Source organism: Rhodoblastus sp. (assembly GCF_019449565.1).
In the GTDB taxonomy this organism is placed as follows: Bacteria; Pseudomonadota; Alphaproteobacteria; order Rhizobiales; family Beijerinckiaceae; genus Rhodoblastus.
In genome coordinates this window covers 1-22,438 of sequence record NZ_JAGRPM010000021.1, presented here as the reverse complement: position 1 = coordinate 22,438, position 22,438 = coordinate 1, and the positions used below count along the sequence as shown (strand labels likewise).

Below are 22,438 nucleotides of genomic sequence, written 5' to 3'. Positions count from 1 at the left end.
TTTGAAAGCCTATTCGGCGGCCACTTGGCCGCTTTCCTGAGTCAAGGCAGGCGCTTTGCCCGCGAGTCCGGGCGCCCCGCTTTCGCGCGGGAGGCCGAATCCCTTGACCAGATCGTAAATCGCGGGAATGACGATGAGGGTCAGCAGCGTCGACGACACCATGCCGCCAATCATGGGCACGGCGATGCGCTGCATCACTTCGGAGCCCGCGCCGGTGCTCCACAGGATTGGCAAAAGGCCTGCCATGATGGCGACGACCGTCATCATCTTCGGGCGCACGCGCTCGACGGCGCCGAGCATGATCGACTTGTGCAGATCGCCTCTGGTGAAAAGCCTGCCTTCGCTGGTCCGCTCGGCCATCACCTCCTTGCGGGCATGGTCGAGGTAGATCAGCATCACCACGCCGGTTTCTGCGGCGACACCAGCGAGCGCGATGAAGCCGACCGCCACCGCCACCGACATGTTAAACCCGAGATACCACATCAGCCAGACGCCGCCGATTAGCGCGAAGGGCAGCGAGGCCATCACGATCAGGGTTTCGGTCAGGCTGCGGAAGTTGAGATAGAGCAACAGCAGAATGACCAGCAGCGTGACGGGCACAACCAAACGCATTTTCGCTGCGGCGCGCTCCATATATTCGAACTGCCCGCTCCAGGTGACATAATAACCTGACGGAAACTTGACCGAACTCGCAACCGCCTGGCGCGCGTCGGCGACATAAGAGCCGATGTCGCGATCGCGCACGTCGACATAGACGTAGGCCGCGAGTTGACCATTCTCGGTGCGGATTGAGGTCGGCCCTCGCACGAGTTCCACCTTGGCGACCTCTCCAAGCGGCGCCGTCCCTCCGCCTGGCAGCGGAATGAAAACGTCGTTGGCGATCGCCTGGGGCGATGAGCGGTAATCGCGGGGATAGCGGATATTGACGCCATAGCGTTCACGCCCTTCGACCGTCGTGGTCACGGTCTCGCCGCCGAGCGCCATTGCGATGACTTCCTGCACGTCACCGATCATCAGGCCGTAGCGCGCCAGTGCGGAGCGATCGGGGACGACGTCGAGGTAATAGCCGCCGATGATGCGTTCGGCATAAGCGCTCGACGTGCCAGGAACGTTTTTCAGGACGGTTTCGACCTGTCGCGCCAGACCTTCGATCTGGGTCAGATCGCGGCCGAAAATCTTGACGCCGATCGGCGTGCGGATTCCGGTCGCGAGCATGTCCAGGCGGCCCTTGATCGGCATAGTCCAGGCGTTGGAGACGCCGGGGAACTGAAGCGTCGCGTCCATTTCGGCGATCAGCTTGTCGATGGTCAGGCCTGGCCGCCATTCCTCCTTGGATTTGAGCTGGATCACCGTTTCGAACATTTCGGTCGGGGCCGGATCGGTGGCGCTGGAGACGCGGCCCGCCTTGCCATAGGCCGTTTCCACTTCCGGGAAACTCTTGATGATCCGGTCCTGCGTTTGCAGAAGCTCGGCCGCCTTGGTGACGGAAAGCCCCGGCAGGGTCGTGGGCATATAGAGCAGCGTGCCTTCATTGAGCGTCGGCATGAATTCGCTGCCGATCTGGCGCGCCGGCCAAAGGGTTGCGACGAGGATTGCGAGCGCAAGAAGAATCGTCAGCACTTTTCCGCGCAACACCAGTGCTATCACTGGCCGGTAAATCCAAATGAGGAACCTGTTGATCGGATTCCTGCTCTCGGGAATGATCTTTCCGCGGACGAAAATGACCATCAATGCCGGGACCAGCGTCACGGACAGGAACGCCGCCGCCGCCATGGAAAAAGTCTTGGTAAAGGCGAGAGGGCTGAACAGCCGGCCCTCCTGCGCTTCCAAAGTGAAGATCGGCAGGAAGGAGACGGTGATGACCAGCAGGCTGAAGAACAGCGCCGGGCCGACTTCCACCGCCGCTTCGATCAGGATGTCGATGCGCGGCTTGTCGGGAGGCGCCCGCTCCAGATGTTTGTGGGCGTTTTCAATCATCACGATCGCCGCGTCGACCATGGCGCCAACGGCGATGGCGATGCCACCCAGGCTCATGATGTTGGAGCCGAGGCCCAGCGCCTTCATCGCCGCGAACGCCATCAGCACGCCAACCGGCAGCATGACGATGGCGACGAGAGCGCTGCGTACATGCAGGAGGAAGATGATACATACGAGCGCGACGATGACGCTTTCCTCGGTCAGCGTGTGCTTCAGCGTCTCGATCGCGGCATGAATAAGCTGCGAGCGGTCATAGACGGGAATGATCTCGACGCCCTTGGGAAGGCTCGACGCCATTGTGGCCAGCGTCGCCTTGACATTGTCGATGACGGTGAGCGCATTGGCGCCGTAGCGCTGGAGAGCGATGCCGCTGGCGACTTCACCTTCGCCGTTCAGTTCGGTGATGCCGCGCCGTTCGTCGGGGCCAATCTCGACGCGCGCCACATCCTTCAACAGCAGCGGCGTACCATTGTCCGACCGCAGCACAACCTGTTCGAGATCGGGGATGCCGCGCAGATAGCCGCGCCCGCGCACGATGAACTCGAATTCGGACAGTTCGACCGTGCGGCCGCCAACGTCGGCATTGTTGGCGCGAATGGCGTCACGGATTTTTTGCAAGGGGATGCCGAGCGCCTTGAGGCGGTTCGGGTCGACGACAACGTTATATTGCTTGACGAAGCCGCCGACGCTGGCGACCTCGGCAACGCCTTCCGCCTTGGCAAGACCGTAGCGGAGTGTCCAGTCCTGGAGCGAGCGCAGTTCGGCAAGCGTCATTTCCTTGGCGACGACCGCATATTGATAGACCCAGCCGACTCCGGTGGCGTCCGGTCCAAGTACGGGAGTTACGCCGGTCGGCAATTTGCTGCCGGCGGCGCTGAGATATTCGAGAACGCGCGAACGCGCCCAATATAGATCGGTCCCGTCCTCGAAGATGATGTAAACGAAGGAGACGCCGAAGAAGGAGAAGCCGCGCACCACTTTCGACTTCGGCACGGTCAGCATGGAGCTGGCCAGCGGATAGGTGACCTGGTCCTCGACGACCTGCGGCGCCTGACCCGGATATTCGGTGTAGACGATAACCTGGACGTCCGAGAGGTCGGGAAGCGCGTCGAGCGGCAGTGTTTTGACCGCATAGAGGCCGGCGGCGACCATGAAGGCCGTTCCGATGAAGATGAGGACGAGGTTGCGCGCCGACCAGGCGATGAGTCTGCCGATCATTTCGCCTCTCCCGGGTTCAGCCCCTTCAGCGCCGCCTTGAGATTGCTCTCAGCGTCGATCAGGAAATTCGCGGAGGTCACGACCCTATCGCCCTCCGCGACGCCCTCTCGGATTTCGACGAAACCTTCGCCGCGCCGCCCGGTCTTGACCTCGCGCGGCTCGAAGCGACCTTCGCCCCGGTCGAGCAGGACGAGTTGCTTTGCGCCGGTATCGATGACGGCGCTGTCCGGCACGGTGACCACCTTGCCGCCGTCGCCGACGGCGATATCGGCGTCGACATACATGTCCGGCTTGAGCAGCAGGTCCGGATTCTGTAATTCGACGCGAATGCGCGCGGTGCGGGTTTCCTTGTTGATCTGCGGATATACGAGGCTGACCACGCCGGAGAAGCTGCGGTCAGCCATGCCCCGCGGCTGGACGGAGACCTTTTGCCCCGGCTTGATCCGCGCAGAGTCGCGCTCGGCGACGTCGACCAGCGCCCAGATGGAGGTCATATCGACGATTTTAAACAATTGCTGGCCGGGCTCGGCCTTCATGCCCTCGTAAGCGTTGCGCTCGAATACGACGCCGTCACGCGGCGCCCGCCATTCGATGCTCAACGGAATTTTCCGCGCGCGGTCGATTTCGGCGATGAATTCGGCGGGAACGTCCAACACGTCCAGGCGCTTGCGGGCGCCTTCAAATCCCGGATTTGAGTAGTACTGCGCGGCGGCGGAGGCGATTTCGGGCGAGTAGAAGCGGAAGAGAACCTGGCCTTTCCTGACCCGTTCGCCGGTCGTCACCTCGGCGACCTTTTCGATAAAGGCGGTCGATCGGGTGGAGACGAGCGTGATCCGGCGCTCGTCGAGCTGGATCGAGCCGGGGACGTGAATTTTCGAAACGATGGACTGGGTCGTCGCGGTCTCCGTGCGCACGCCGGTGCGCTGCACCTTGCCCGCCGCGATATGAACAGAGGAGGACCCTTCGTCCTCGCCCTCGTAGACAGGGCGGTAATCCATGCCCATCGCGTCCTTCTTCGGGACGGGGGAAACGTCGGCGAGCCCCATGGGATTGCGATAGTAGAGGATGCGCTTCTTCGCCGACTCAAGGGAAGGCGCTGGCTGCGCGGCGCCGCCGAGCGGCGGCAGCACGGCGGCGAGGTCCGGCGCGCGGACGGGCAGGAAATCCATGCCCATCGAATCCTTTTTCGGCGCCAGGGAGATTTCGGGGCCGCCCATGGCGTCGCGCCAGAACAGCGGCGCCTCGGCGGACGAAGACTGCGCCGGCAGTTTCGGTAGCAAAGGCAGGATCGCGGAGCGGCGGACCGGAACGAATTCCATGCCCATCCCGTCCTTTTTCGGCGCTTTGGAAAGTTCCGGACCGCCCATCGCATCGCGATAGAACAGCACCGTGTCTTCCTGCGCGTAGGCGGCGAAAAGCCAGGAGGAAGAACCTGAGGGACGCGGAATTGCCAGCGTCGCCGCAAATGCGATGCCTCCCGCGAGCGCGAGCGCGCCCATGAGGCGAAAAAACGAGGTCATTATGTTGGGACTCCCGACCGGCGGACCGGCTCAAAGCATGAAGACGCTCACCATCGCCCGTCTTGGGACGAGCGTAGGCCATTGTTCACGGCTTCAGACGATGGGAGGTCGTAGGTCGGGGAAGGAAGAACGGCCAGGAAGGGCGGCGTCGTCCAACGCGGGCGACACGGACCGCGCGAACGCGCTCGGTTCGGCTACAGACGCCACCGGCGAGGGCATCGGCGTCACGAAGGCGCAGGCGCCCATCACGCAGCAATCCGGCAGTACGCCGTGGTTGCCGCCGGCCCCTCTCACTGAATGATCATCGATCGACATGGTCGAGGACATTTGCGGGCAGCAATGGTGATGGCTTGTCGACGCAAACGCTCCGCCACTTCCCGCGGCCAGCAGACCTACGAGTGCCAAGACAGAGCAAATGAGACGGATCCAGTTCGCCATAGACGGTTCCATAAAACGCGGAGCAACCATATTCGAAAACGAGGCCGTTGTCATGGCTTGATATTATTGCTTGATATTTTTGCCACGATTGGGGTGAGGACGCTTGCTCACTCGATCAGCCCTGCGCGCCGGATCCGCTGCCGCTGCTTCTTCTTGCCGCCGCTATAATCGAAGTCGCCGGCGGCGCTTTGATCGCCTTAGGACTTTTTACTCGTGTCGCGGCTTTCATCTGCTCGGGCGAAATGGCCGCTGTCTATTTCATGGTTGACGCCCCGAAAAGCTTCTGGCCGGCGCTCAACCAAGTCGACGCCGCGATCCTGTTCACCTTCGTCTTCTTGTACCTGGCCTTTGCTGGTCCGGGCGCCTGGAGCCTCGACGCCATATTCCGCAGATCGGCCGCCGCGGCGCCACAGCCGGACGCGGAACTGTCAGAGTACTCCGCGGACGACGAAATAACCGTTTTTTTGGTTCAAAGGGCCTCGCGGATTCCCTCGCTGGTTGGATCGAACCCTCGTTCAACAAGGACCATGCGCAAGCGTCATCCGCTCCGACCTTAACCTGCGCCGGGTGCTCACCACGATATCGCCGATGCAGCCGCGGTCGAGGCGAGATGGTTCGGCTTTCCGCCAACGAACAAGGTCATGGGCTTTCCGGCCTCGAGCGTTGCAATGAGACGCCGTTCAGTCTGATCGATGCAGATTTTGACGCGCCGACTGCGCCACTGAAAGCTGAAGGCGACACTGTCCCACCCGGCCGGAAGGTGCGGATCGATGGATATGCCGTCGCTGCGAAACGAGAGTCCAGCGAGACCAAGCACCGACAGCATCCAGACTCCGCCGAGGGCTGCGATGTGAATACCGCCGGCGGAGCCCACGCGTGTCGTGGAAAGATCAATGCCCGCCGTCTGGCGGAAGAAGCGCAACGCCGTCGCGGCGTCGCCCAATCGGGCAGCGACGAGCCCGTGCATGGCAGGGCTCAACGAACTCCCATGGCCGCAGCGAGAGGAATAGTAGCGGAAGTTTTTCGCGGCCGTTTCGCCCTCGAATTCTTCCGGCAGCAAGGCCAGCAACGCAACGACATCGGCCTGTTTCACGACCTGTGAGCTTTGCGTCCGCTCTCGCCCGAGCACCACGTCCATGGGCACGGACCGGCCTTCGTATTTTTTCAAATCGATGTCTTCCAGGTCGAAATAGCCGCTGAACTGCTCGAACAGTCCGGTTTCAGGATCGAACCCGGTCTTCATGGTTTCCGCGACGTTCCACCATTGCCCCAGTTCGGTATCCGCCAAACCGAGCCGGCTGGCGAGACTGTTCCAGCGCGCGGGCCAACGCTCCCGCAACAACGCAGCGGTCTCCAACGCGCGGCGGATGTTCCAACGCGCCATGACGTTTGTATAAGCGTTATCATCGATGTCTTGGTGGTACTCGTCGGGACCGATTACGCCGCGGATGTGACAGTATCCGTCTGCTTCCAGCCCAGCGCGGCTGGCCCAGAAGCGGCCGGTTTCCAGCAGTATTTCGGCGCCGGCCTGGAGCAGGAAATCGTCGTCGCCTGTTGCCTGCCAGTATTGCCAGACGGCGTAGGCGACGTCGGCGCTGATGTGCTGCTCCTGCCTGCCGCACAATACGGCGATGACCATACGGTCGGGGCCGATCACTTGCTCCGGTGTCATTTCCGCGCCAGTCGCGGCGCTTTCCCAGGCATAGAGAGCGCCACGCCACCCCATTCCCGCCGCTTTCGCTCTCGCCCCATCAAGCGTGTGAAAGCGATACATCAACAGGGACCGGGCCGCTTCGGGCCAGGTCAGAATGTAGAATGGCAGCAGGAATATCTCGGTGTCCCAGAATACGTGGCCATAATAGTCTTCGCCGGTCAGGGCCCTGGCGCCGATCGAGACCCGCTCATCGGCGGGGTTTGCTGCGCCGTTGAGGTGGTAAACAGCGAACCGCAGGGCATGCTGCGCATCCATGTCGCCCCCGATTGTTACATCACTGCATAGCCAGCGACTTGTCCATGCGGCCTCGTGCGCTGTGACGACGCCGCGCCATCCGGCGCGTTGCGCCAGACGAAGATGGTCCCGAGCTTTTGGTCCGGGGTCCAGTTCCAGCGAATCCGTCCGCTCGAAGGCGACGAAACGTTCGAAAGTCGCGAGTTGTCCGGGGCGGCTCTTCCAACTCCATGACCATTTCAGGGGACCGAGCGAGATGGGCTGAACAATCTGACCGTCTATCTGGAACGATGACATGGTGGCCAGTGCGAGGCGCTTTCCTGAATCCCGGGTGTGCCAAAGGCCGAAATCCTGATCGAGCCGATCGGTCGCGAGCCCGAGACCTGTTCCCTCGGCCGAGGCCTCGAAGGCGACATCGACCTCCCCGTGTTCGACTTCCAACTGGATCAATTGCAGTCCGACGGCGCGCTCGCTCATCGAAACGAGGCGCAACGTTCGGACACGGAGGCCTATGTCGGGGGCAGACAAATGATGGCTTTCACTGAGCAATGCGCCCCGCCTCATGTCGAGTGTCATCCGATGCGCCGGCAAATCTCCGGGGTGACACGGGCAACCCTGCAGCACGATGCGTATAAACAGCCAGTCGGCGGCAGGGACAAGTTCTTGCGCAGACTTTTTGATGCCGGGACTATCGAATAACCCCGCCACATAGGTTCGTGTTGGAACGACACACAGCTCGCATCTCGCTGTCGAGCGCGCGCCCCTGACGCCCAAGAAACCATTGCTGATCGTGCAGCGCGACTCGACGCTGCTTTCCATCATCGGATCGAAGCCATCCACAGCAAGAATCCACATGGGATCTTCGGTCCGCGCCAGAACGGCCGCCATCGTCTTAAGGGCGGTCATGCCGGCCGCCTTCGCAGGCGACCCTCGGCCAGTTCTTCGACCGCGATGTCATCGAAACTTGTCACGACGACTTCCGCTCCCGCCGTTCGCAGCCCAGCGGCATCGTTCTTGCGGGCCACGCCGAGCCCCTCCATGCGACCGGCGCAGGCTGCCTTGATACCGGCTGGGGCGTCCTCGGCTACGAAACATTGGAAGGGATCGACGTGTAGTTCCGAAGCCGCCAGCAGAAAAATCGCGGGATCCGGCTTGCCCCTCGGGAGATCGCGCCCGCAGACGTTGGCGCCGAAAATGTCTAGCAGGCTTTGCCCGGAGCCGAGGCGGATTGACCGCATCATTTCATTTGCATTTTTTGAAGACGACGCCACCGCCATCGGCCAACCCAAGTCGGCCACGGCTTGAACGAAACGAAGTGCGTCGGGGAAGGCCTTGACAGCTCCTTCCGCGATCAACTCCTCCAGCCGCTTCTGCTTGCGCGCGGCATAAGCGACCGCCCGGCCCGCAGCGTCGGGTACGCCAAGCGCTTCGAGGGCCGCGCGGGCGCCGCTGAGGCGCGGTTTGCCAGCGACATCGGCCTGGTACATGGCGGTTGTGAAACCCTCAGATTCTCCGAATCCGCGAAGCGCCTCACGCCAGGCGCGTTCATGAGGTGAGGCAAGCAGAACACCATCAACGTCAAAAATCGCCGCTCTTAGAGTCCTGACTTGAATAGATCGTGGCGCCAATAGCTCGCGGGTGACCATTTAGTTTCCCCTGCTCTGCTTTTGACGAATGCACCTCCGGATCGGCAAGTACGGTGTCAGCCAATCTGTTTAGATGCTCCACCAATGCACAGACGTTTGCGAAATTTTTGAACTCACCGCGTTCCAAAGCATCAAGGCCAACCCGCGCCGCGGAACGCCGCCCCGCGATTTTCAATGAGACGAAGACATCCCGCATCACTTCGCTGGCGTTTTAGTAGCGCCCGCTTTGCGCCAGAACGCCCCAGGCCGTCATACAGTTCCGGCTGGATGACTCGGGCGAATTCCCCGCTGAGCGCGATAAAGCTAAGCTTTGTGGTCATGAATCGCAGTAGGCCGATCATGACGGCAATAGCTTCGCATTTGGGCATCGATGCGGTGCGTGAGCGGTATGTATCGAGTTCGGATGCGCGCGAGGCGCGACATTTCCAGACGATTTGGCTTCTCGCCAAAGGCCACAGCGTCGGCGAAGTAGCTGAACTAACTTCGTTTGGGCGGCGCTAGATCGAGCAACTCGCGGCACGTTTTACAATGCGGAAGGCCTAGACTTGCGGGCGACTTGCGGCGGCGCAACGCCATGATATACATCACCATGGGGGGCGAACCGGATTGGCGCGGATCGAGGGCGCATGATCATGGAGCGATGGCAGGTGTCCGAAACGCCTTTGACATCTCTGCACCGCGCTGATGTCAGCGGCTTTCACCTTCTTCCTCGATTTCTCCGGCGCGCGGACAGAGCAAATGGAACTCTAGTTTTGGCTCAAGAGCATTGCTCTGAATCGCAATAAGGCCGCCGTGAGAAAGACGCCGCCAAGCGCGGTCATAATCGCGAGATCGGGCCATACGACATCGACGCCAGCCCCGCGGTACAACACCGACTGGGCGAATCTTACAAAGTGCGTCGACGGTGATACGTACATGATGTCTTGCAAGAACGTAGGCATGCTTTCGAACGGCGTGAACGAGCCCGACAGCAAGAACATCACGACGAAGACGGGAATCGACAGCAATGCGAACTGCGGCATCGAGTTTGCTATAGTCGCCAGCAAAATGCCGAGCGATGTCACGGCGAAGAGATAAACGGCGGTTCCGGCAAGGAAAAATTCGACCGATCCCACGATTGGCACTTGCAGCGCGACATGGACGACAACGTGAAGCGAAAATCCGGCCGCCAGAAGGATGATCAGGCTATTTGCCCAGATCTTCGCCGCAAGAATTTCGCCCGGCCGCACCGGCATCACCAACAAATGCTCGATCGTACCGCGCTCGCGTTCGCGCATCACCGCCGCGCCGACGAGGATGATGGCGAGAATCGTGACATTGTTGATGACGCCCATACTCGCGCTAAAGCGGATCGCTTCAAGATTCTGATTGAATAAGGCGCGAATGACAGGGTCGATGGGAACGGCGGGGTTGGCGCCACGCTGCTTCGAAAAGCTTGCCGTTTCGCGCATGATAATTTCCTGGATATAAGCCGTCCCCACAGCGGCGTGGGTCACGGCGGTCGCATCGACGTTGATTTGTATCGACGGGCCGCGGTTCGCCAACAGATCGGCTTCGAGCCGTGGCGGGATTTCCAGAATGAACGTATATTGTCCCTTATCCAGCAATTGATCGACTTCTGAGCGATCGATTTCGCGGGGCGTCCGAAAATAGGGCGGTTGCAGGGCGTCCTTAATCCGGGATGACAACGTCGAGTGGTCGGCGTCGACAATAGCGACCCCGGCATTCCGTACGTCGGTTCTCATGGCGGTCGCCTCGGAGTAAACCGCGACCGTGAAAACGTAAATGATCAGGACGACCATCACCTTGTCGCGCGAGAGGCTAGCGATCTCCTTGAGACCGAGGTGAAAGACGTTCTCGAACCAGCGCCACATTGCTAGACGCCTTGCTTCCGGACCGACAAACGGGCCAGCAGGAGAAACAAGATGCCAAACCCGAGCAACACCGCGATCTCGCGGATAAGCGCGCTCGCCTCGAGCCCTTTGGCAAAGACACCGAGGCTCACGGTTTGAAACCAAAGCGCGGGAAACGAGAGCCCCATTACGCGGCCCGGACCTTCCAGCGTCGAGGCAGGGAAGAGAAACCCTGAATAATGCGCCGCTGTCATTGCGGTCAGAATCGCGGTGCCGAAAATCGCCGCAACTTGCGTCGAGACAAACGCCGACACCAGAAGACCGAACGCAGTGGCCGCAAACACATAGATGAGCGCCGCGATCGACAAGGCGAGCATGGACCCTTTTGGGACGACGCCGAGTAGAGTCGCGGCCAGCACCACAAGGCTGATAAAACTGACAAAGCCGATCACAATATAGGGCAGCTGCTTGCCGATGAGATATTCGCCGACCGTGGCGGGAGAGGCGTAGACATTCGTAATTGAGCCCATCTCCTTCTCCCTGACAACTCCGAGCGCCGTCAGCATCGCCGGAAACAAGACCAGCAGGAGCATTATCGTGCCCGGAGTGATCGCGAATACGCTGCGAAAGTCTTGATTGTAGCGAAACCGCGGCTCGACATTGATCGGAAGGAGCCGTGAATCTCGCCCGAATAACCGGCGATGGCGATCCGCCGCATAGGTCAGAACGGCGCCCTGGATATAGGCGCGGGCTGTCTCTGCCGGAAATGTGTTGCCGCCGTCGAGCCAGAAGCTGATCTGCGGCTGGCGTCCCTGAAGAAGGTCACGACCGAAACCGGGAGGGATATCGATGGCGAACCGCAACTCACCGGATCGCAAGCGACCATCGATATCAAACTCGTTTGCCAACGGCGACCGTTGGGCAAAATAGCGGGAATCAGAGAATTGCTCGAGGAACAGACGACTTTCGAGAGACTGATCGCGATCGATTACAGCATAGCGAAGACCCTCGATGTCGAACGATATGCCATAACCAAAAGCTACCAAAAGAAGGAGTGGGCCGAGAAGCGCAAAGGCCAGTCTAATTCGGTCCCTGCTTAGTTCGACAGCTTCACGGCGCGCAAAGGCCCAGATCCGCTGGAGAGACGCTGTGAGCGGCCTGTGCTGCCGGGGTCGTTCGGGCGACGGCTCGGACTTGGGGACGCCCGAAGTGCGTCGCGCTGCTTCGTCGGTCGAAGCAGAGGCGGCGCTCGTCGTATGCGCAGCTGGCGGCGCCGCCGCCTCCTCGAGATAACTGATGAACGCGTCTTCGAGGCTGCGGCCGCCGCGGCTCAGGCGCAGCTCATCGGGGGCGCCAATTGCAAGAACACGGCCCGCGTGCATCAATGAAAGCCGGTCGCAGCGTTCGGCTTCATTCATGAAGTGCGTCGATATGAAGATGGTGACGCCGTCTCGACGCGACATTTCCACAAGCAGACGCCAAAATCGGTCGCGCGCCGCCGGGTCAACGCCAGACGTCGGCTCATCAAGGATCAGCACCTCCGGCCGATGCAGACAGGCTGCGGCAAGCTGCAATCTCTGGCGCATCCCGAGTGGCAAAGTGGGAGGCAGGGCGTCCGCAACGCTGGTAAGCTCGAAGCGAGCAAGGGCCGCCTTGACTCGGGCGTCGAGTTCCTCGGCGGGGATGCGAAAGAGCTGTCCGTGCAATTTGAGATTGGCGCGGACCGAAATTTCATCATACAGCGAAAACGACTGCGACATGTATCCGACGCGCATTCTCGTAGCGATGTCACGCGCATCGACCGGCTTGCCCAGCAGTTCGCCTCGGCCCTCGCTCGCCGGGAGCAAGCCCGTCAGCATCTTCATCGTCGTCGTCTTGCCGCAACCATTCGATCCTAAAAACCCAAAAATCTCGCCGCGCTGGATGCGGAAGCTCACATGATCGACGGCCGTGAAGTCACCGAAGCGCATCGTCAGATTATCGGCGACAATCGCTGCGGGGGCGTCGCTATGCGTCAGATGCGGAATCACGAGCGCTGTTTGATCACCACGGCGTTCAGGACGCTGTAGTGCGATATAGGCTTCCTCCAGCGTGTTTGCGTTGGTCCGGGCAAGAATGGCCGCTGTTTCATCGTCGGCGATGATCCGGCCTTCGTCGATGGCGACGATATGTTCGAAACGTTCGGCCTCCTCCATATAGGCGGTCGCCACCAACAGCGTCATGCCGGAACGCTCGGTTCGAATTCGAGCGATGAGCTCCCAGAACTGCCGTCGCGACAACGGGTCAACGCCAGTCGTGGGCTCGTCGAGGATCAACAGATCAGGGTCGTGCACCAGAGCGCAACAGAGCCCGAGCTTTTGCTTCATCCCGCCTGACAATTTGCCCGCTGGCCGGTCCGGAAACGGATCGAGGCCCGTTGCCGTGAGCAGGCGCGCAATGCGGCGGCGGCGTTCGCTCTCGGGCTGCCCATACAAGCGGCCGAAAAAATCGATGTTCTCGACAATAGACAGCATCGGGTAAAGGTTGCGGCCGAGGCCTTGCGGCATGTAGGCGATGCGCGGCGCCACGGCATCGCGGTGGAGGCGGGAGGCCATGTCGCCGCCAAGAACCAGTACGGCTCCAGATTGAATACGCTTGACGCCTGCAATCAGCCCGAGCAGCGTCGACTTGCCAACGCTATCGGGTCCAATGAGGCCGACCGTCGACCCGGGGCGAATTAAGAGGCTCACGCCGTCGAGCGCAACCGTGGCGTCGTAACGATGATGAAGCGCCTCAATCCTGACGACCGACTCGTCATCAGCGGACATCCGGAAGCCTCGGCGTGAGATTGGCCGGCCAGGTCGTCCCGGCGCGAATAATGACGTAAGCGTTGCCGGTCATGCCAGCCTTCACATAGCCGCGATAGGCCTCAAGGATCTGAGGGTCAATGTGCAGCTTGATGCGGTACATTAGTTTCTCCCGCTCGTTTGCCGTCTCTACGTATTTGGGGGTGAATTGCGCTTCAGCCGCGACGAAAGCGATCGTCGCCGGAACCACGTACTCCGGCGCGCTGTCGAGCACGATGCGCGCTTCGGAGCCAAGCTCGACCCGTCCGGCCTGACCCGTCGGGAGGAAGATCGTCATGTGAACGTCGGAAAGGTCGAGCAGCGTCAGCACCCGTCCTCCGGCAGCGACCACTTCGCCGGCCCGAGCCAGCCTATATTCAACACGGCCGGAGACGGGCGCCTTCAAAGTCATGTCGGCGATCGTCGCCTCGATTTGCGCAACCTGGGCTTCGGCGACCTCGGTCGCCGCCTTCGCATCTTCGACCGCGACCGTGGCGCCCTCCAGAGCGGCCCTTGATACGTCCCTCTGCGCCGTGCGCCGGTCCAATTCCGCCCGCGTCGAAGTGTTTGTGCGCATCAGCTCGACGACGCGCCGCAGTTCAGCCTCGGCGAGATTTAGATCGGCCCCGCGCAGAACGACCTCAGAATGGGCTTTTGCGATGCCTTGGTGCGCACGGTGGACAGCCGCCTTCGCTGCCGCGAGTTGAGCAAGAAGCTCCGTCGTGTCGATACGTGCGACAACGCCGTCTTTTTGCACAAATGCTCCTTCTTCAACCCGCACTTCGGCAAGCCGTCCGGCCGACTTCGTCGCGACGTCGACCCGCTCGACCTCGACACGACCGTTCGCACGCGCCAAGCCTGGCGGCACGCGTGATGATTGCTCCTGACTCCAATAGGCGTAGCCGCCAGCCCCTGCAGCGACCAAGACGATGATGGAGAGGATTGGAGCAAGGCGCATGCTTGTCTTTCGCTAGCACATAAGAGCCGGACTTTCGCACAAACCCGGCCGCGATTGCCGCGGCCTCCGATGGCGATTGAAACAACTGTCGGCGATTGCGCTAACCGACCTATTTATAAGCGCGATGCTTCCGCGATCCAACGCGCAATTTCAGGCCAAATGTCTTTGAGACTGCGAGCCCCCACACCGAAACTTGCAACCGGAAGTGATCCGCCGCGAACACTAGGATCCCTCGGCTGGCGCGCGGACCTCCAGGAGCGGAGCAAACCCTCCGCCCGGCGTGCGCATGTTGGTCGTCTGCCCGCGGTAGAGGCGAGCGGCCGATAGCAGGACACGTCCACCGAAGGTATAGATTCGCACATCCACTTTCAATTCTGTGCGTGTTCCATCAAGCTGTACACCACGTAGACTCGGCGCGGCAAATAATTGAGCAGTGTATTCGCCTGCAACTATATCAGCCCATACTCTTCGGGTGATTTTGCTTCCGCGATAGACCGCCTTTCCACCATGTCCGCGCGCGGGTTTGAAAAATAAATTGGCCCGGTCCCGCCAGAGGGCGTCGGCCTTATCGGGTGAAACGATGATGGTGAGTGGAACGGCGGCGAGCAGAACGTCGATATGGTTCTGCGCCAATCCCCAGTATTTCAATCGTTCGCCATTCGACAACAACGTCAGATTCCGCTTGTCGGCGAAAAGAGCGTGCGCGCGCGGACTAGGCGTGACGACAACGCTGCCGCCGACGTAAGCGGCGCGTAGCGCGGCGTGCCGCGGCTCCTCGAGCGCGAAGTCGACCAGACGATTGTATACGAGATCGATTGGTCGACCACCAAATAGCAGCGCATCTCCATCGAAGATAAGATCTTTCGCATCGGCGATCACGGTCTCCAAATCGCGCTTCTGAAGCAGGGCCTTGGCCAAGGTGAATTCCGGAAAAAGGTGCTGCTCGATCGGCGCGTCGTCCACGATCGCGATCATCTTCGGGCGTCCGCTGCCTCGTTGGCTCCGCCATTCGTCGGTGAACATTTCGACGATCCTCGAACCGAAGTCCTGCGATGACGACAACTCAAAGGGCGCATTGGCGCCGGCGCAGCACACGCGTTGAGCGCGAGCCAACGGCGCATTGACGAACGCCCCGCCCGCGTTTGTGTTCACTTCGATCAACCTCGGCCCGCCGACGGTGAGGTGGAAGTCATAGCCCATGAGGGCCCCAATGGGGCCAAAATCCAATCGCGCGATCGGGGGTGCCCATGACAGAACCGCTTCGCGGTATCCCGGCAAGCGCGCCGCAGCCTCGACGGCCTCGACGACCCGAACCATCTCGATCAAGGTTTCGGTCGAGACAAACGCCGCGACGTTCGAGAAGAGCGACGAATGAGAGTCGACCAGCCTCTGCGCAAAATCCGTCGAGCCGACCTCCAGGTTTAAAGCCTCCTCGAGCGCGGGACGGTCGAGGGTGATGCAGAAGCACCCGCGATTCAAGCGCTCCGTCGCGCCGCCCCCAGTCACATCGGCCTCCTGCAAAAGATGTCGAGAGCTGGCCACCGCCGAAAGTCGACAACCTCATTGCTGCGAGCAGGCATCCAACAGTGGTCCCCGAGGCTGCGCGGATTCATTTCGCTAGCGCTCCGTTCTTAATGGCGTCCTTGTGGAAGCCGAAAACAGTTTCGGGATCCGGCAGATCGGCATGACGATCCTTCCGCTTGGACTCCGACCGCGTCAGCAGGTCGCGGATGCGATTGATCTTGGCGGCTGGCTTACCACAAGCGCGTCCGATAAAACGGCGAACAAACCGCCAAACAACAGTGAAGTTAGAGAGTCGATTACTCGGCGCTATGCTCCATGCCTCGCCTCCTGTTCTTGGGCCTTCGGAATATGGCTCTGGCGGGGCGGCCCGCAAAGCGCCGTCCCCAATGGCAATATCGGCTTGGTTAATGGCAATAGATTGTTGCCAATATAGTCGTGCGTCGATGGCTCCGATCGCCATTGTGGTGACCGGCGCCCGCGCGGTCACGACTAGCCCGATCACTATGACGCCAATGCAGGGATCGGCGCGGCAGGCGGCGCGCTTGAACTCTGGCGCCGGATGCCGGTCAACTTGGTCCGTTTTAACATCAGCGCGTTGATCGCCACGAGCGCCGAACTGCCGGACATGGCAATGGCGGCGATGCTCGGCCCAAGCAAGAAAGGATACAGCACGCCTGCGGCCAGCGGAAAAGCAATGACGTTGTAGCCCACCGCCCACCAGAGGTTTTGATGCATTTTTCGGAGCGTCGCGTGGGACAATTCGATGGCGCCGACCACGTCAAAAGGGTCGCTCTTCATCAGCACGATATCGGCGCTCTCCATGGCGACATCCGTGCCGGCCCCGATTGCGAAACCGACATCGGCCTGCGTCAAAGCCGGCGCGTCATTGACTCCGTCCCCGACCATGCCAACCTTTTTGCCTTGCGCCTGAAGCTCCCGGACCTTACTCGCTTTGTCGCCAGGCAAAACATTCGCAAATACTTTGTCGATCCCCAGGCTCTGCGCGATTCGCTCCGCAGTGCCCTGGTTATCTCCGGTCAGCATGGCAACCTCGACGCCGCGCGCGCGCAGCGCCTTGATGGCTTCCACCGCCGTCGGTCTCACCGCGTCGGCAATGGCGATCAACCCCACGAGCTTGCCGTCCATTGCGAGGTGAACCACCGTGCGGCCCGCGCCCTGAAGTTCTTCGGATTTCGCGCCAAGAACGCCGAGGTTGATTTTGTTCTCCGTCATCAGCAGCTTGTTGCCGAGAAACGCTGTCTTACCGTCGATCTCGGCTTGGGCGCCCTTACCCTCGATGTTCTTGAACCCTGTTGCCTTGGGCGCCTTTACATTGGCTGCCCTGCGCAGAATTGCCTGCGCGAGAGGATGGTCAGATCCCGCTTCGACCGCCGCGGCTGCGGATAGCAGCTGATCCTCGGAGGCTCCGGCAGCCATCGCCAGGTCCACCACCTCCGGTTGGCCCATTGTCAGGGTGCCGGTCTTGTCGAAGATGATCACGTTCAGCTTGGTTGCGTCCTCAAGCGCCGAAGCGTTCTTGAACAGGATGCCGTTCATGGCGCCAAGCCCGGTTCCGACCATAATCGCCATCGGTGTTGCGAGCCCAAGCGCATCGGGGCACGCGATCACGAAGACGGTGATCGTGAGGCTGAGCGCAAACAGCAGGGACTGGCCAAGCCACCAGTACCAGACGACGAAGGTTAGTAGACCCACGATGACCGCGGCCAACACCAGCCACTGCGACGCACGATCCGCCAGAAGTTGCGAGGGCGCCTTGGAGTTTTGCGCTTCCTGGACAAGCTTGACGATCTGGGCGAGCGCCGTGTCGGCGCCGACCTTGGTTGCGCGATACTGGAATGCGCCGCTCTTGTTGATGGTCGCGCCAATCACCGCGTCGCCCACTTTCTTGGCCACCGGCATCGATTCGCCCGTGAGCATCGATTCGTCAACCAGGGATGCGCCTTCCAGCACTGTCCCATCGACCGGAATCTTGTTCCCTGGACGGATCACCACCGTATCGCCGGAAAGGACCTCGGCGGTCGGAACTTCCAGCTCCTTGCCATCACGCAGCACAGTCGCTTTGGGCGGAGCCAGATCCATGAGCGCGCGGATGGCCTCCGATGCGCCGGCCCTGGCGCGCATTTCGAGCCAGTGGCCGAGCAGGATGAAAACGAGCAAAATGACCGATGCTTCGTAAAACTGCTGACCGCCATAAAAGAATGTGGATCCGACACTGAACAGGTATCCGGTGCCGACGCTGAGAACGACCAGTACCGCCATATTCGTTACGCCGCTGCGGAGCGCACGGTAGGCTGCAACCACGAAGGGCCAGACCGGGTAGAGGATGGCGGCGCTGGCCAAAACGAAGAGGACGAGGTCCAACCGCAGGCCGAATGGTGGCGGGATTCGAATGAAGTCCAAGCCCATTGGCGAGAACGCGAATATCGGCAAGCTGAAGGCGAGCGCGATCCAAAAACGGTTGCGCATGTCGCGGACCATAGCCTGCATGTCCATTCCGACGCCGTGGCCCATTTCCTGGGCCATTGCGTCGCTCTTCTCCCCGCCATGTCCATTGTGTCCAGCGATAGCTTTGCCGCTGGCATGGGACTGGTCATCGGTAGGCCCCTTTCCCGCTCCTGCAATTCTGGGCGCACCGGCTCCGTTGGGCATGTCGGCCGACTTACCGGCGTGCCCCATACCGGCCATGGAGGGGGCGGGCTTGGCCGGGCTCCTAGGGCCCTCGGCGCGAGCGCCGTCGGACATTGCTGTGTTGGCGCAAACATGCCTCGGCAAGGCTTCACCGACGCAGTGAAAGCCGCATGCCCTGATTGCGGTCTGTATTACGGAAAGGCTGGTCGCGGACGGATCATAGTCGACAGTTGTAGAGCCGGAGACTGGGTTGACTGATACCCGGTTTACGCCTTCGATGCGCTGCAGTTGTTTTTCGATCCCGCGGGCACCCAATACCGAAAGCAGGTCACCGACTTCGAGCGTGGTGGTCGTCATATTTACCCACTCCTGTCAAGATTCAAGGCATAGCTCGGACGCGGCGCGTTTTTTTCGCAAAGCTGATCGAAGCGACGGGGCTGCGTCAAAAATTGCTTCAAACCCCGCTCACTTTCATTTGTCACAACTACCTTCCTGACGAACTTAGCGATTGGGACTGGCGTCCGTTCGGCGACAGATATGCGTTGAACTCATTCAGTTCGAATCGTATCGTTTTTTATTGTCGCCGCTCCTCGATCGAACTCAGCGTTTTGCATCGTAATAATCGAGCTTTATCCGAACGATTGAGAAACGACTTTTAGCATAACAGGCTGCAAACTCGCAGAGTCGGAAACTACTCACGGCCGCCATAGCTTACCAGGAACGGTCGCCTACCTGAATATTTCCGGGCTTTCCCGGCAGCATTTGTTCCACGCGATGATGTAAATCAGATGAATTGTTCCAAAACCTGCGAGAAAGCAAAATAATGAAATGTAGGCATAGGTTAGAAATAGGTAGACCACGACTGTGACGGCAATCAACGTCAGGCCAAACAGACGTATGTGCAGGTAGGTCGAGATCATGGACGGCGTGATGAGCAGAAAAACGTAGATCACGTAGGTCAACCAGCGCGGGATTATATAATCGAGGAACATGGTGTCTTCGTAAGCCAGTGACTGATGGTTTATTCTGACATTTACCCAATCCGGATGAAAAAGATGTGGGACATAGAGGCTCAGGCCGAAAACAAGTCCCGCCAAGGCAAAGCCCAGCAACGGCAGCTTGCGCCCACTGGCTGGAGGTTCGAGGAAGTAAATACTGAACGGCACCCATACCGGCCAAATCAGCCAGGAGAAAAAAATGAAGCCCATTGCGGCCCACCAGACCATGGATGGGTCGGAGTTATTCATGCCCATCCAGACATGGCCTTCCATGAACTGCTGAATCCCGGCCAGCGTCGCCATTTGAGAAACGGGAAAGTACCGTCTGTTGATCTTGAAGGCTTTCCAGCCCGCAAAGGCGCCGCCGGCGATCAGGACTCCGCCTGCAGCAAAACTCACTGGTTCGCAGAAACACATGCATTTTTCTCTATAGTGAGTGTCATTGGGCGCAAACCTGTCGAGTCCAAATAAAATGGATGTAAACAATACACTGCTACAAATAAAATCGCAACCGAAGACGAATCGTACGAGAAGGATTTGCATGAGGTGCAAGTGGAACTTGTCAAGTTCCAGAAACACGTCTTTGCGAACGAACAGAAGATCCTCGTCATTTTGGAAGGCCGCGATGCGGCGGAGGAAGATGGCGCGATCCGCCGAAATAGACCGAATCCCAGAATTCGGGCACGTCGGCGACCACGGCGTTCATCAGGTTCATCATCTGCTCGCTCTCCTTTCAACGGTCGGAATGCTGCGCGGATTAGAGAAAGTTGGAGTAATCGAATCCGCTGATAAACATTGTCCACGAAATGACCCATCCATCGAAACTTGGAAGACGTCCTACGGACGCCCGCGTCCTCGTTGACCTTCCCAACGGCACTGACCACCTCCCGGCCGCGATCAAAAGCAGCTGGACGCCGACGAGGCCCACGTCGAAGAAACCAAAAGGCGGCGGCTACGATCCTTGGTAATTAATGGCCAAAATCTCAGCCACAAAATATATATTAACTTACTCAAAGGGATAAGCCGCTTGTGTGCTTATCAGTCAATACAAAACCAAGACCATCTAGGCGGCGCGGAGAAATTCTCGCCGCGAGAGACGACATCGCGCTGAGCCCCCGGCCGCACCGTTCGACGATTGATTACTGTTGCGGAAGCGACGCTTTTGCGATCCAACATGCGATCTCCGGCCAGGTTTCCTTCAGGTTACGCGCGCCCATGAACAGCCCGATATGGCCTCCCGGAACGAGCTTCTTGACGATCTTGGGCTTCGGCGTCCCGAGATATTTTTCGGCATCGAAAACCTGCTCTTTGGTGGTGATGTCGTCCGTCTCGCCGGCGAGCAGATAAGCCGGGCACGTTATATTCGCGAGGCTCAGTTGGCGGCCCAACCCGATGAACGTCCCCTTCGCCAGCCGGTTTTCCCTGAATAATTGCGTGATCGCCTGAAGATACCAGCGACCGGGCAAATCGATTGGATTCTCGTACCAGCGCTCGAACGTCTCTGTCTTGCTCACGTAGGCCGGGTCATCGATATGCTCATAGAGGTCGATGTGCTCCAGGACGTAATGCTGCTCCGGCTGCATGTTCTTCCAGCCGCGCAACATGAGTTCGCCCCGCATCAAGCCGCCGCCAAGAGACACCAGGTCTTCATAGAACGTCGCCGGATAGCTGTGCACCATTTGTTTGATCGGGCCGTCGCCCGCGTCAGTATCGATTGGCGAACCCGCCAGGACCAAGCTGACCACCTTCTCGGGAAAACGCGCCGCATACATCGCCGACATCCAGCCGCCCTGACACAGGCCGACGAGATTGACGCGTCCGCCGAGTTCATCGATGCAGACATTAATCTCGGCGAGATACTGGTCGATTTCGAGATCCTTCATGTCGTCGGTCGCCGATTTCCAATCGGTGAGAAAGACCCGCTGGAGGCCGTTGGCCAGCAAGGTCTCGATGAGACTTTGACCCTTGTGATAGTCGGCGATCATCGCCGTGTGCCCGGCATAGGGCGCATCGACAATGGTCGGCACGCCAGCGGCGCCGGGCGCCGAATAATCCCGGAAGAGCATCGTGCGAAGATCCAGTAGGACCTGGTTCGGGGTCGCAAGCATCGGCCGCAGCTCGTGATGAATTTTCACTTCCTCGCTCATGAACTTGAAATTCTTCGCATAGAAGTCGAGGCCTTCCTCGGCGAACTGTGTAGCGGCGGCAAGCGGCCAGAAAAAAGCAACGCCGTCTTTGGGCGTCTTCTTGGCATCTGCATGAGTGGGCTTTGTCATGTCTTCATTCCATGTGTTGAGAAAGATTGGTCGCATTTGGACGCGTCCCTTATGTGACCAGGGCCGCGGGCCGATCGTCTCAGGGATATCTGGCGTAGATCGTCGTCGATCCGTCTTTCTTGACGAGTAGGACGTCGAAGGGCCCACTTGATTTGGCGTCCATTCCGGGGGCGCCGGCGGGCATGCCCGGGACGGCAAGACCGATCGCATCGGGGCGCTCAGCCAGGAGCCGCTTGACCTCCCTTGCCGGGACGTGGCCTTCAATCGCATAGCCAGCCACGACGGCGGTATGGCACGAGGCGAGTTCGGACGGCATCCCTCTCTCCGTCTTGATTTTCGCCAGATCGTCCGCGTCGATCATCTTGACGCTCATGCCGGAGGCTTCCAAGCGCTTGGCCCACAGATGACAACATCCGCAGGCGGGCGAGCGCCAGACCGTGATTTCTTGCGCGACGGCCGACAGCGGGATCATCAGGCCAATCGCGAGCGCAACGGCGGCGGCCCTTCTCGATTTCGACATGTTGGATTCTCCAAATAGAGGACAGCCGAGCCGCAGCCTTGACGGCTGGACGGTTTCAATCGCGCAGATATTTGATAAGGGCAGCAAT

15 protein-coding genes and 1 pseudogene are annotated in these 22,438 nt (G+C 60.1%); 2 read left to right on the top strand and 14 right to left on the bottom strand.

All coding sequences use genetic code 11. The features are described 5' to 3' along the window. Nucleotides 1-9: 9 nt before the first annotated feature. Nucleotides 10-3,195 carry a CusA/CzcA family heavy metal efflux RND transporter gene (locus QZ409_RS04655; protein ID WP_296707411.1) on the bottom strand — a complete coding sequence of 1,062 codons (3,186 nt, stop codon included), beginning with the start codon at nucleotides 3,193-3,195 and terminating at the stop codon, nucleotides 10-12. After that, nucleotides 3,192-4,715, bottom strand: coding sequence for an efflux RND transporter periplasmic adaptor subunit (locus QZ409_RS04650; RefSeq protein ID WP_296707410.1), 1,524 nt, complete (start codon nucleotides 4,713-4,715; stop codon nucleotides 3,192-3,194). Before QZ409_RS04650 ends, QZ409_RS04655 begins: the two co-directional genes overlap by 4 nt. 575 nt (nucleotides 4,716-5,290) lie before the next feature. Here QZ409_RS04650 and QZ409_RS21710 point away from each other — a divergent pair. Continuing rightward, nucleotides 5,291-5,710: a DoxX family protein gene (locus QZ409_RS21710; protein WP_342394826.1), complete on the top strand. Its 420-nt coding sequence runs from the start codon at nucleotides 5,291-5,293 to the stop codon at nucleotides 5,708-5,710. A gap of 14 nt (nucleotides 5,711-5,724) precedes the next feature. Here the strand turns inward: QZ409_RS21710 and QZ409_RS04640 are convergent, their stop codons facing one another. The 10 genes from QZ409_RS04640 to QZ409_RS04595 all read right to left on the bottom strand — a co-directional run bounded on the left by QZ409_RS04640 (nucleotide 5,725) and on the right by QZ409_RS04595 (nucleotide 19,971). Continuing rightward, complete coding sequence (locus QZ409_RS04640; protein ID WP_296707409.1) at nucleotides 5,725-8,007, bottom strand: glycosyl hydrolase family 65 protein; 2,283 nt, start codon at nucleotides 8,005-8,007, stop codon at nucleotides 5,725-5,727. After that, complete coding sequence (locus tag QZ409_RS04635) at nucleotides 8,004-8,747, bottom strand: HAD family phosphatase (protein ID WP_296707408.1); 744 nt, start codon at nucleotides 8,745-8,747, stop codon at nucleotides 8,004-8,006. Before QZ409_RS04635 ends, QZ409_RS04640 begins: the two co-directional genes overlap by 4 nt. After that, nucleotides 8,680-8,943, bottom strand: coding sequence for a hypothetical protein (locus QZ409_RS04630; protein WP_296707435.1), 264 nt, complete (start codon nucleotides 8,941-8,943; stop codon nucleotides 8,680-8,682). Before QZ409_RS04630 ends, QZ409_RS04635 begins: the two co-directional genes overlap by 68 nt. Nucleotides 8,944-9,493: 550 nt before the next feature. Beyond that, a complete protein-coding gene (locus tag QZ409_RS04625; RefSeq protein WP_296707407.1) occupies nucleotides 9,494-10,621 on the bottom strand; it encodes an ABC transporter permease in 1,128 nt (375 codons plus the stop codon). A gap of 2 nt (nucleotides 10,622-10,623) precedes the next feature. After that, the gene (gene rbbA / locus QZ409_RS04620; protein ID WP_296707406.1) at nucleotides 10,624-13,407 is read right to left on the bottom strand and encodes a ribosome-associated ATPase/putative transporter RbbA; all 2,784 of its coding nucleotides are present in this window, start codon (nucleotides 13,405-13,407) and stop codon (nucleotides 10,624-10,626) included. After that, complete coding sequence (locus QZ409_RS04615; protein WP_296707405.1) at nucleotides 13,397-14,383, bottom strand: HlyD family efflux transporter periplasmic adaptor subunit; 987 nt, start codon at nucleotides 14,381-14,383, stop codon at nucleotides 13,397-13,399. The genes rbbA and QZ409_RS04615 overlap by 11 nt, the downstream gene beginning before the upstream one ends. A gap of 222 nt (nucleotides 14,384-14,605) precedes the next feature. After that, a complete protein-coding gene (locus QZ409_RS04610; RefSeq protein WP_296707404.1) occupies nucleotides 14,606-15,904 on the bottom strand; it encodes a hypothetical protein in 1,299 nt (432 codons plus the stop codon). Between the two features lie 88 nt (nucleotides 15,905-15,992). Then, entirely contained in the window at nucleotides 15,993-16,367 is a 375-nt protein-coding gene (locus QZ409_RS04605; RefSeq protein ID WP_296707403.1) for a hypothetical protein, read from the bottom strand. A gap of 41 nt (nucleotides 16,368-16,408) precedes the next feature. Further along, a complete protein-coding gene (locus tag QZ409_RS04600) occupies nucleotides 16,409-18,913 on the bottom strand; it encodes a heavy metal translocating P-type ATPase (RefSeq protein WP_296707402.1) in 2,505 nt (834 codons plus the stop codon). Nucleotides 18,914-19,284: 371 nt separating this feature from the next. Beyond that, nucleotides 19,285-19,971 (bottom strand): DUF6629 family protein, encoded by a 687-nt coding sequence (locus QZ409_RS04595; protein WP_296707401.1) that lies wholly within the window; start codon nucleotides 19,969-19,971, stop codon nucleotides 19,285-19,287. Between the two features lie 129 nt (nucleotides 19,972-20,100). Here QZ409_RS04595 and QZ409_RS04590 point away from each other — a divergent pair. Further along, nucleotides 20,101-20,151 (top strand): annotated as a pseudogene (locus tag QZ409_RS04590) (hypothetical protein); the annotation flags it as partial. Between the two features lie 542 nt (nucleotides 20,152-20,693). On the opposite strand, the gene QZ409_RS04585 reads toward QZ409_RS04590, so the two are convergent. Both QZ409_RS04585 and QZ409_RS04580 read right to left on the bottom strand, forming a co-directional pair. Continuing rightward, on the bottom strand, nucleotides 20,694-21,830 hold the full coding sequence (locus QZ409_RS04585; RefSeq protein WP_296707400.1) for an alpha/beta fold hydrolase: 1,137 nt from the start codon (nucleotides 21,828-21,830) through the stop codon (nucleotides 20,694-20,696). A gap of 79 nt (nucleotides 21,831-21,909) precedes the next feature. Next, nucleotides 21,910-22,350 (bottom strand): DUF411 domain-containing protein, encoded by a 441-nt coding sequence (locus QZ409_RS04580; RefSeq protein ID WP_296707399.1) that lies wholly within the window; start codon nucleotides 22,348-22,350, stop codon nucleotides 21,910-21,912. Between the last annotated feature and the right edge of the window lie 88 nt (nucleotides 22,351-22,438).

Coding starts and splice junctions, on each gene's coding strand:
- QZ409_RS04655 (WP_296707411.1), bottom strand. CDS start 3,195: ATGATCGGCAGACTCATCGCCTGGTCGGCGCGCAACCTCGTCCTCATC.
- QZ409_RS04650 (WP_296707410.1), bottom strand. CDS start 4,715: ATGACCTCGTTTTTTCGCCTCATGGGCGCGCTCGCGCTCGCGGGAGGC.
- QZ409_RS04640 (WP_296707409.1), bottom strand. CDS start 8,007: ATGACCGCCCTTAAGACGATGGCGGCCGTTCTGGCGCGGACCGAAGAT.
- QZ409_RS04635 (WP_296707408.1), bottom strand. CDS start 8,747: ATGGTCACCCGCGAGCTATTGGCGCCACGATCTATTCAAGTCAGGACT.
- QZ409_RS04630 (WP_296707435.1), bottom strand. CDS start 8,943: ATGCGGGATGTCTTCGTCTCATTGAAAATCGCGGGGCGGCGTTCCGCG.
- QZ409_RS04625 (WP_296707407.1), bottom strand. CDS start 10,621: ATGTGGCGCTGGTTCGAGAACGTCTTTCACCTCGGTCTCAAGGAGATC.
- rbbA (WP_296707406.1), bottom strand. CDS start 13,407: ATGTCCGCTGATGACGAGTCGGTCGTCAGGATTGAGGCGCTTCATCAT.
- QZ409_RS04615 (WP_296707405.1), bottom strand. CDS start 14,383: ATGCGCCTTGCTCCAATCCTCTCCATCATCGTCTTGGTCGCTGCAGGG.
- QZ409_RS04605 (WP_296707403.1), bottom strand. CDS start 16,367: ATGGCGATCGGAGCCATCGACGCACGACTATATTGGCAACAATCTATT.
- QZ409_RS04600 (WP_296707402.1), bottom strand. CDS start 18,913: ATGACGACCACCACGCTCGAAGTCGGTGACCTGCTTTCGGTATTGGGT.
- QZ409_RS04595 (WP_296707401.1), bottom strand. CDS start 19,971: ATGTGTTTCTGCGAACCAGTGAGTTTTGCTGCAGGCGGAGTCCTGATC.
- QZ409_RS04585 (WP_296707400.1), bottom strand. CDS start 21,830: ATGACAAAGCCCACTCATGCAGATGCCAAGAAGACGCCCAAAGACGGC.
- QZ409_RS04580 (WP_296707399.1), bottom strand. CDS start 22,350: ATGTCGAAATCGAGAAGGGCCGCCGCCGTTGCGCTCGCGATTGGCCTG.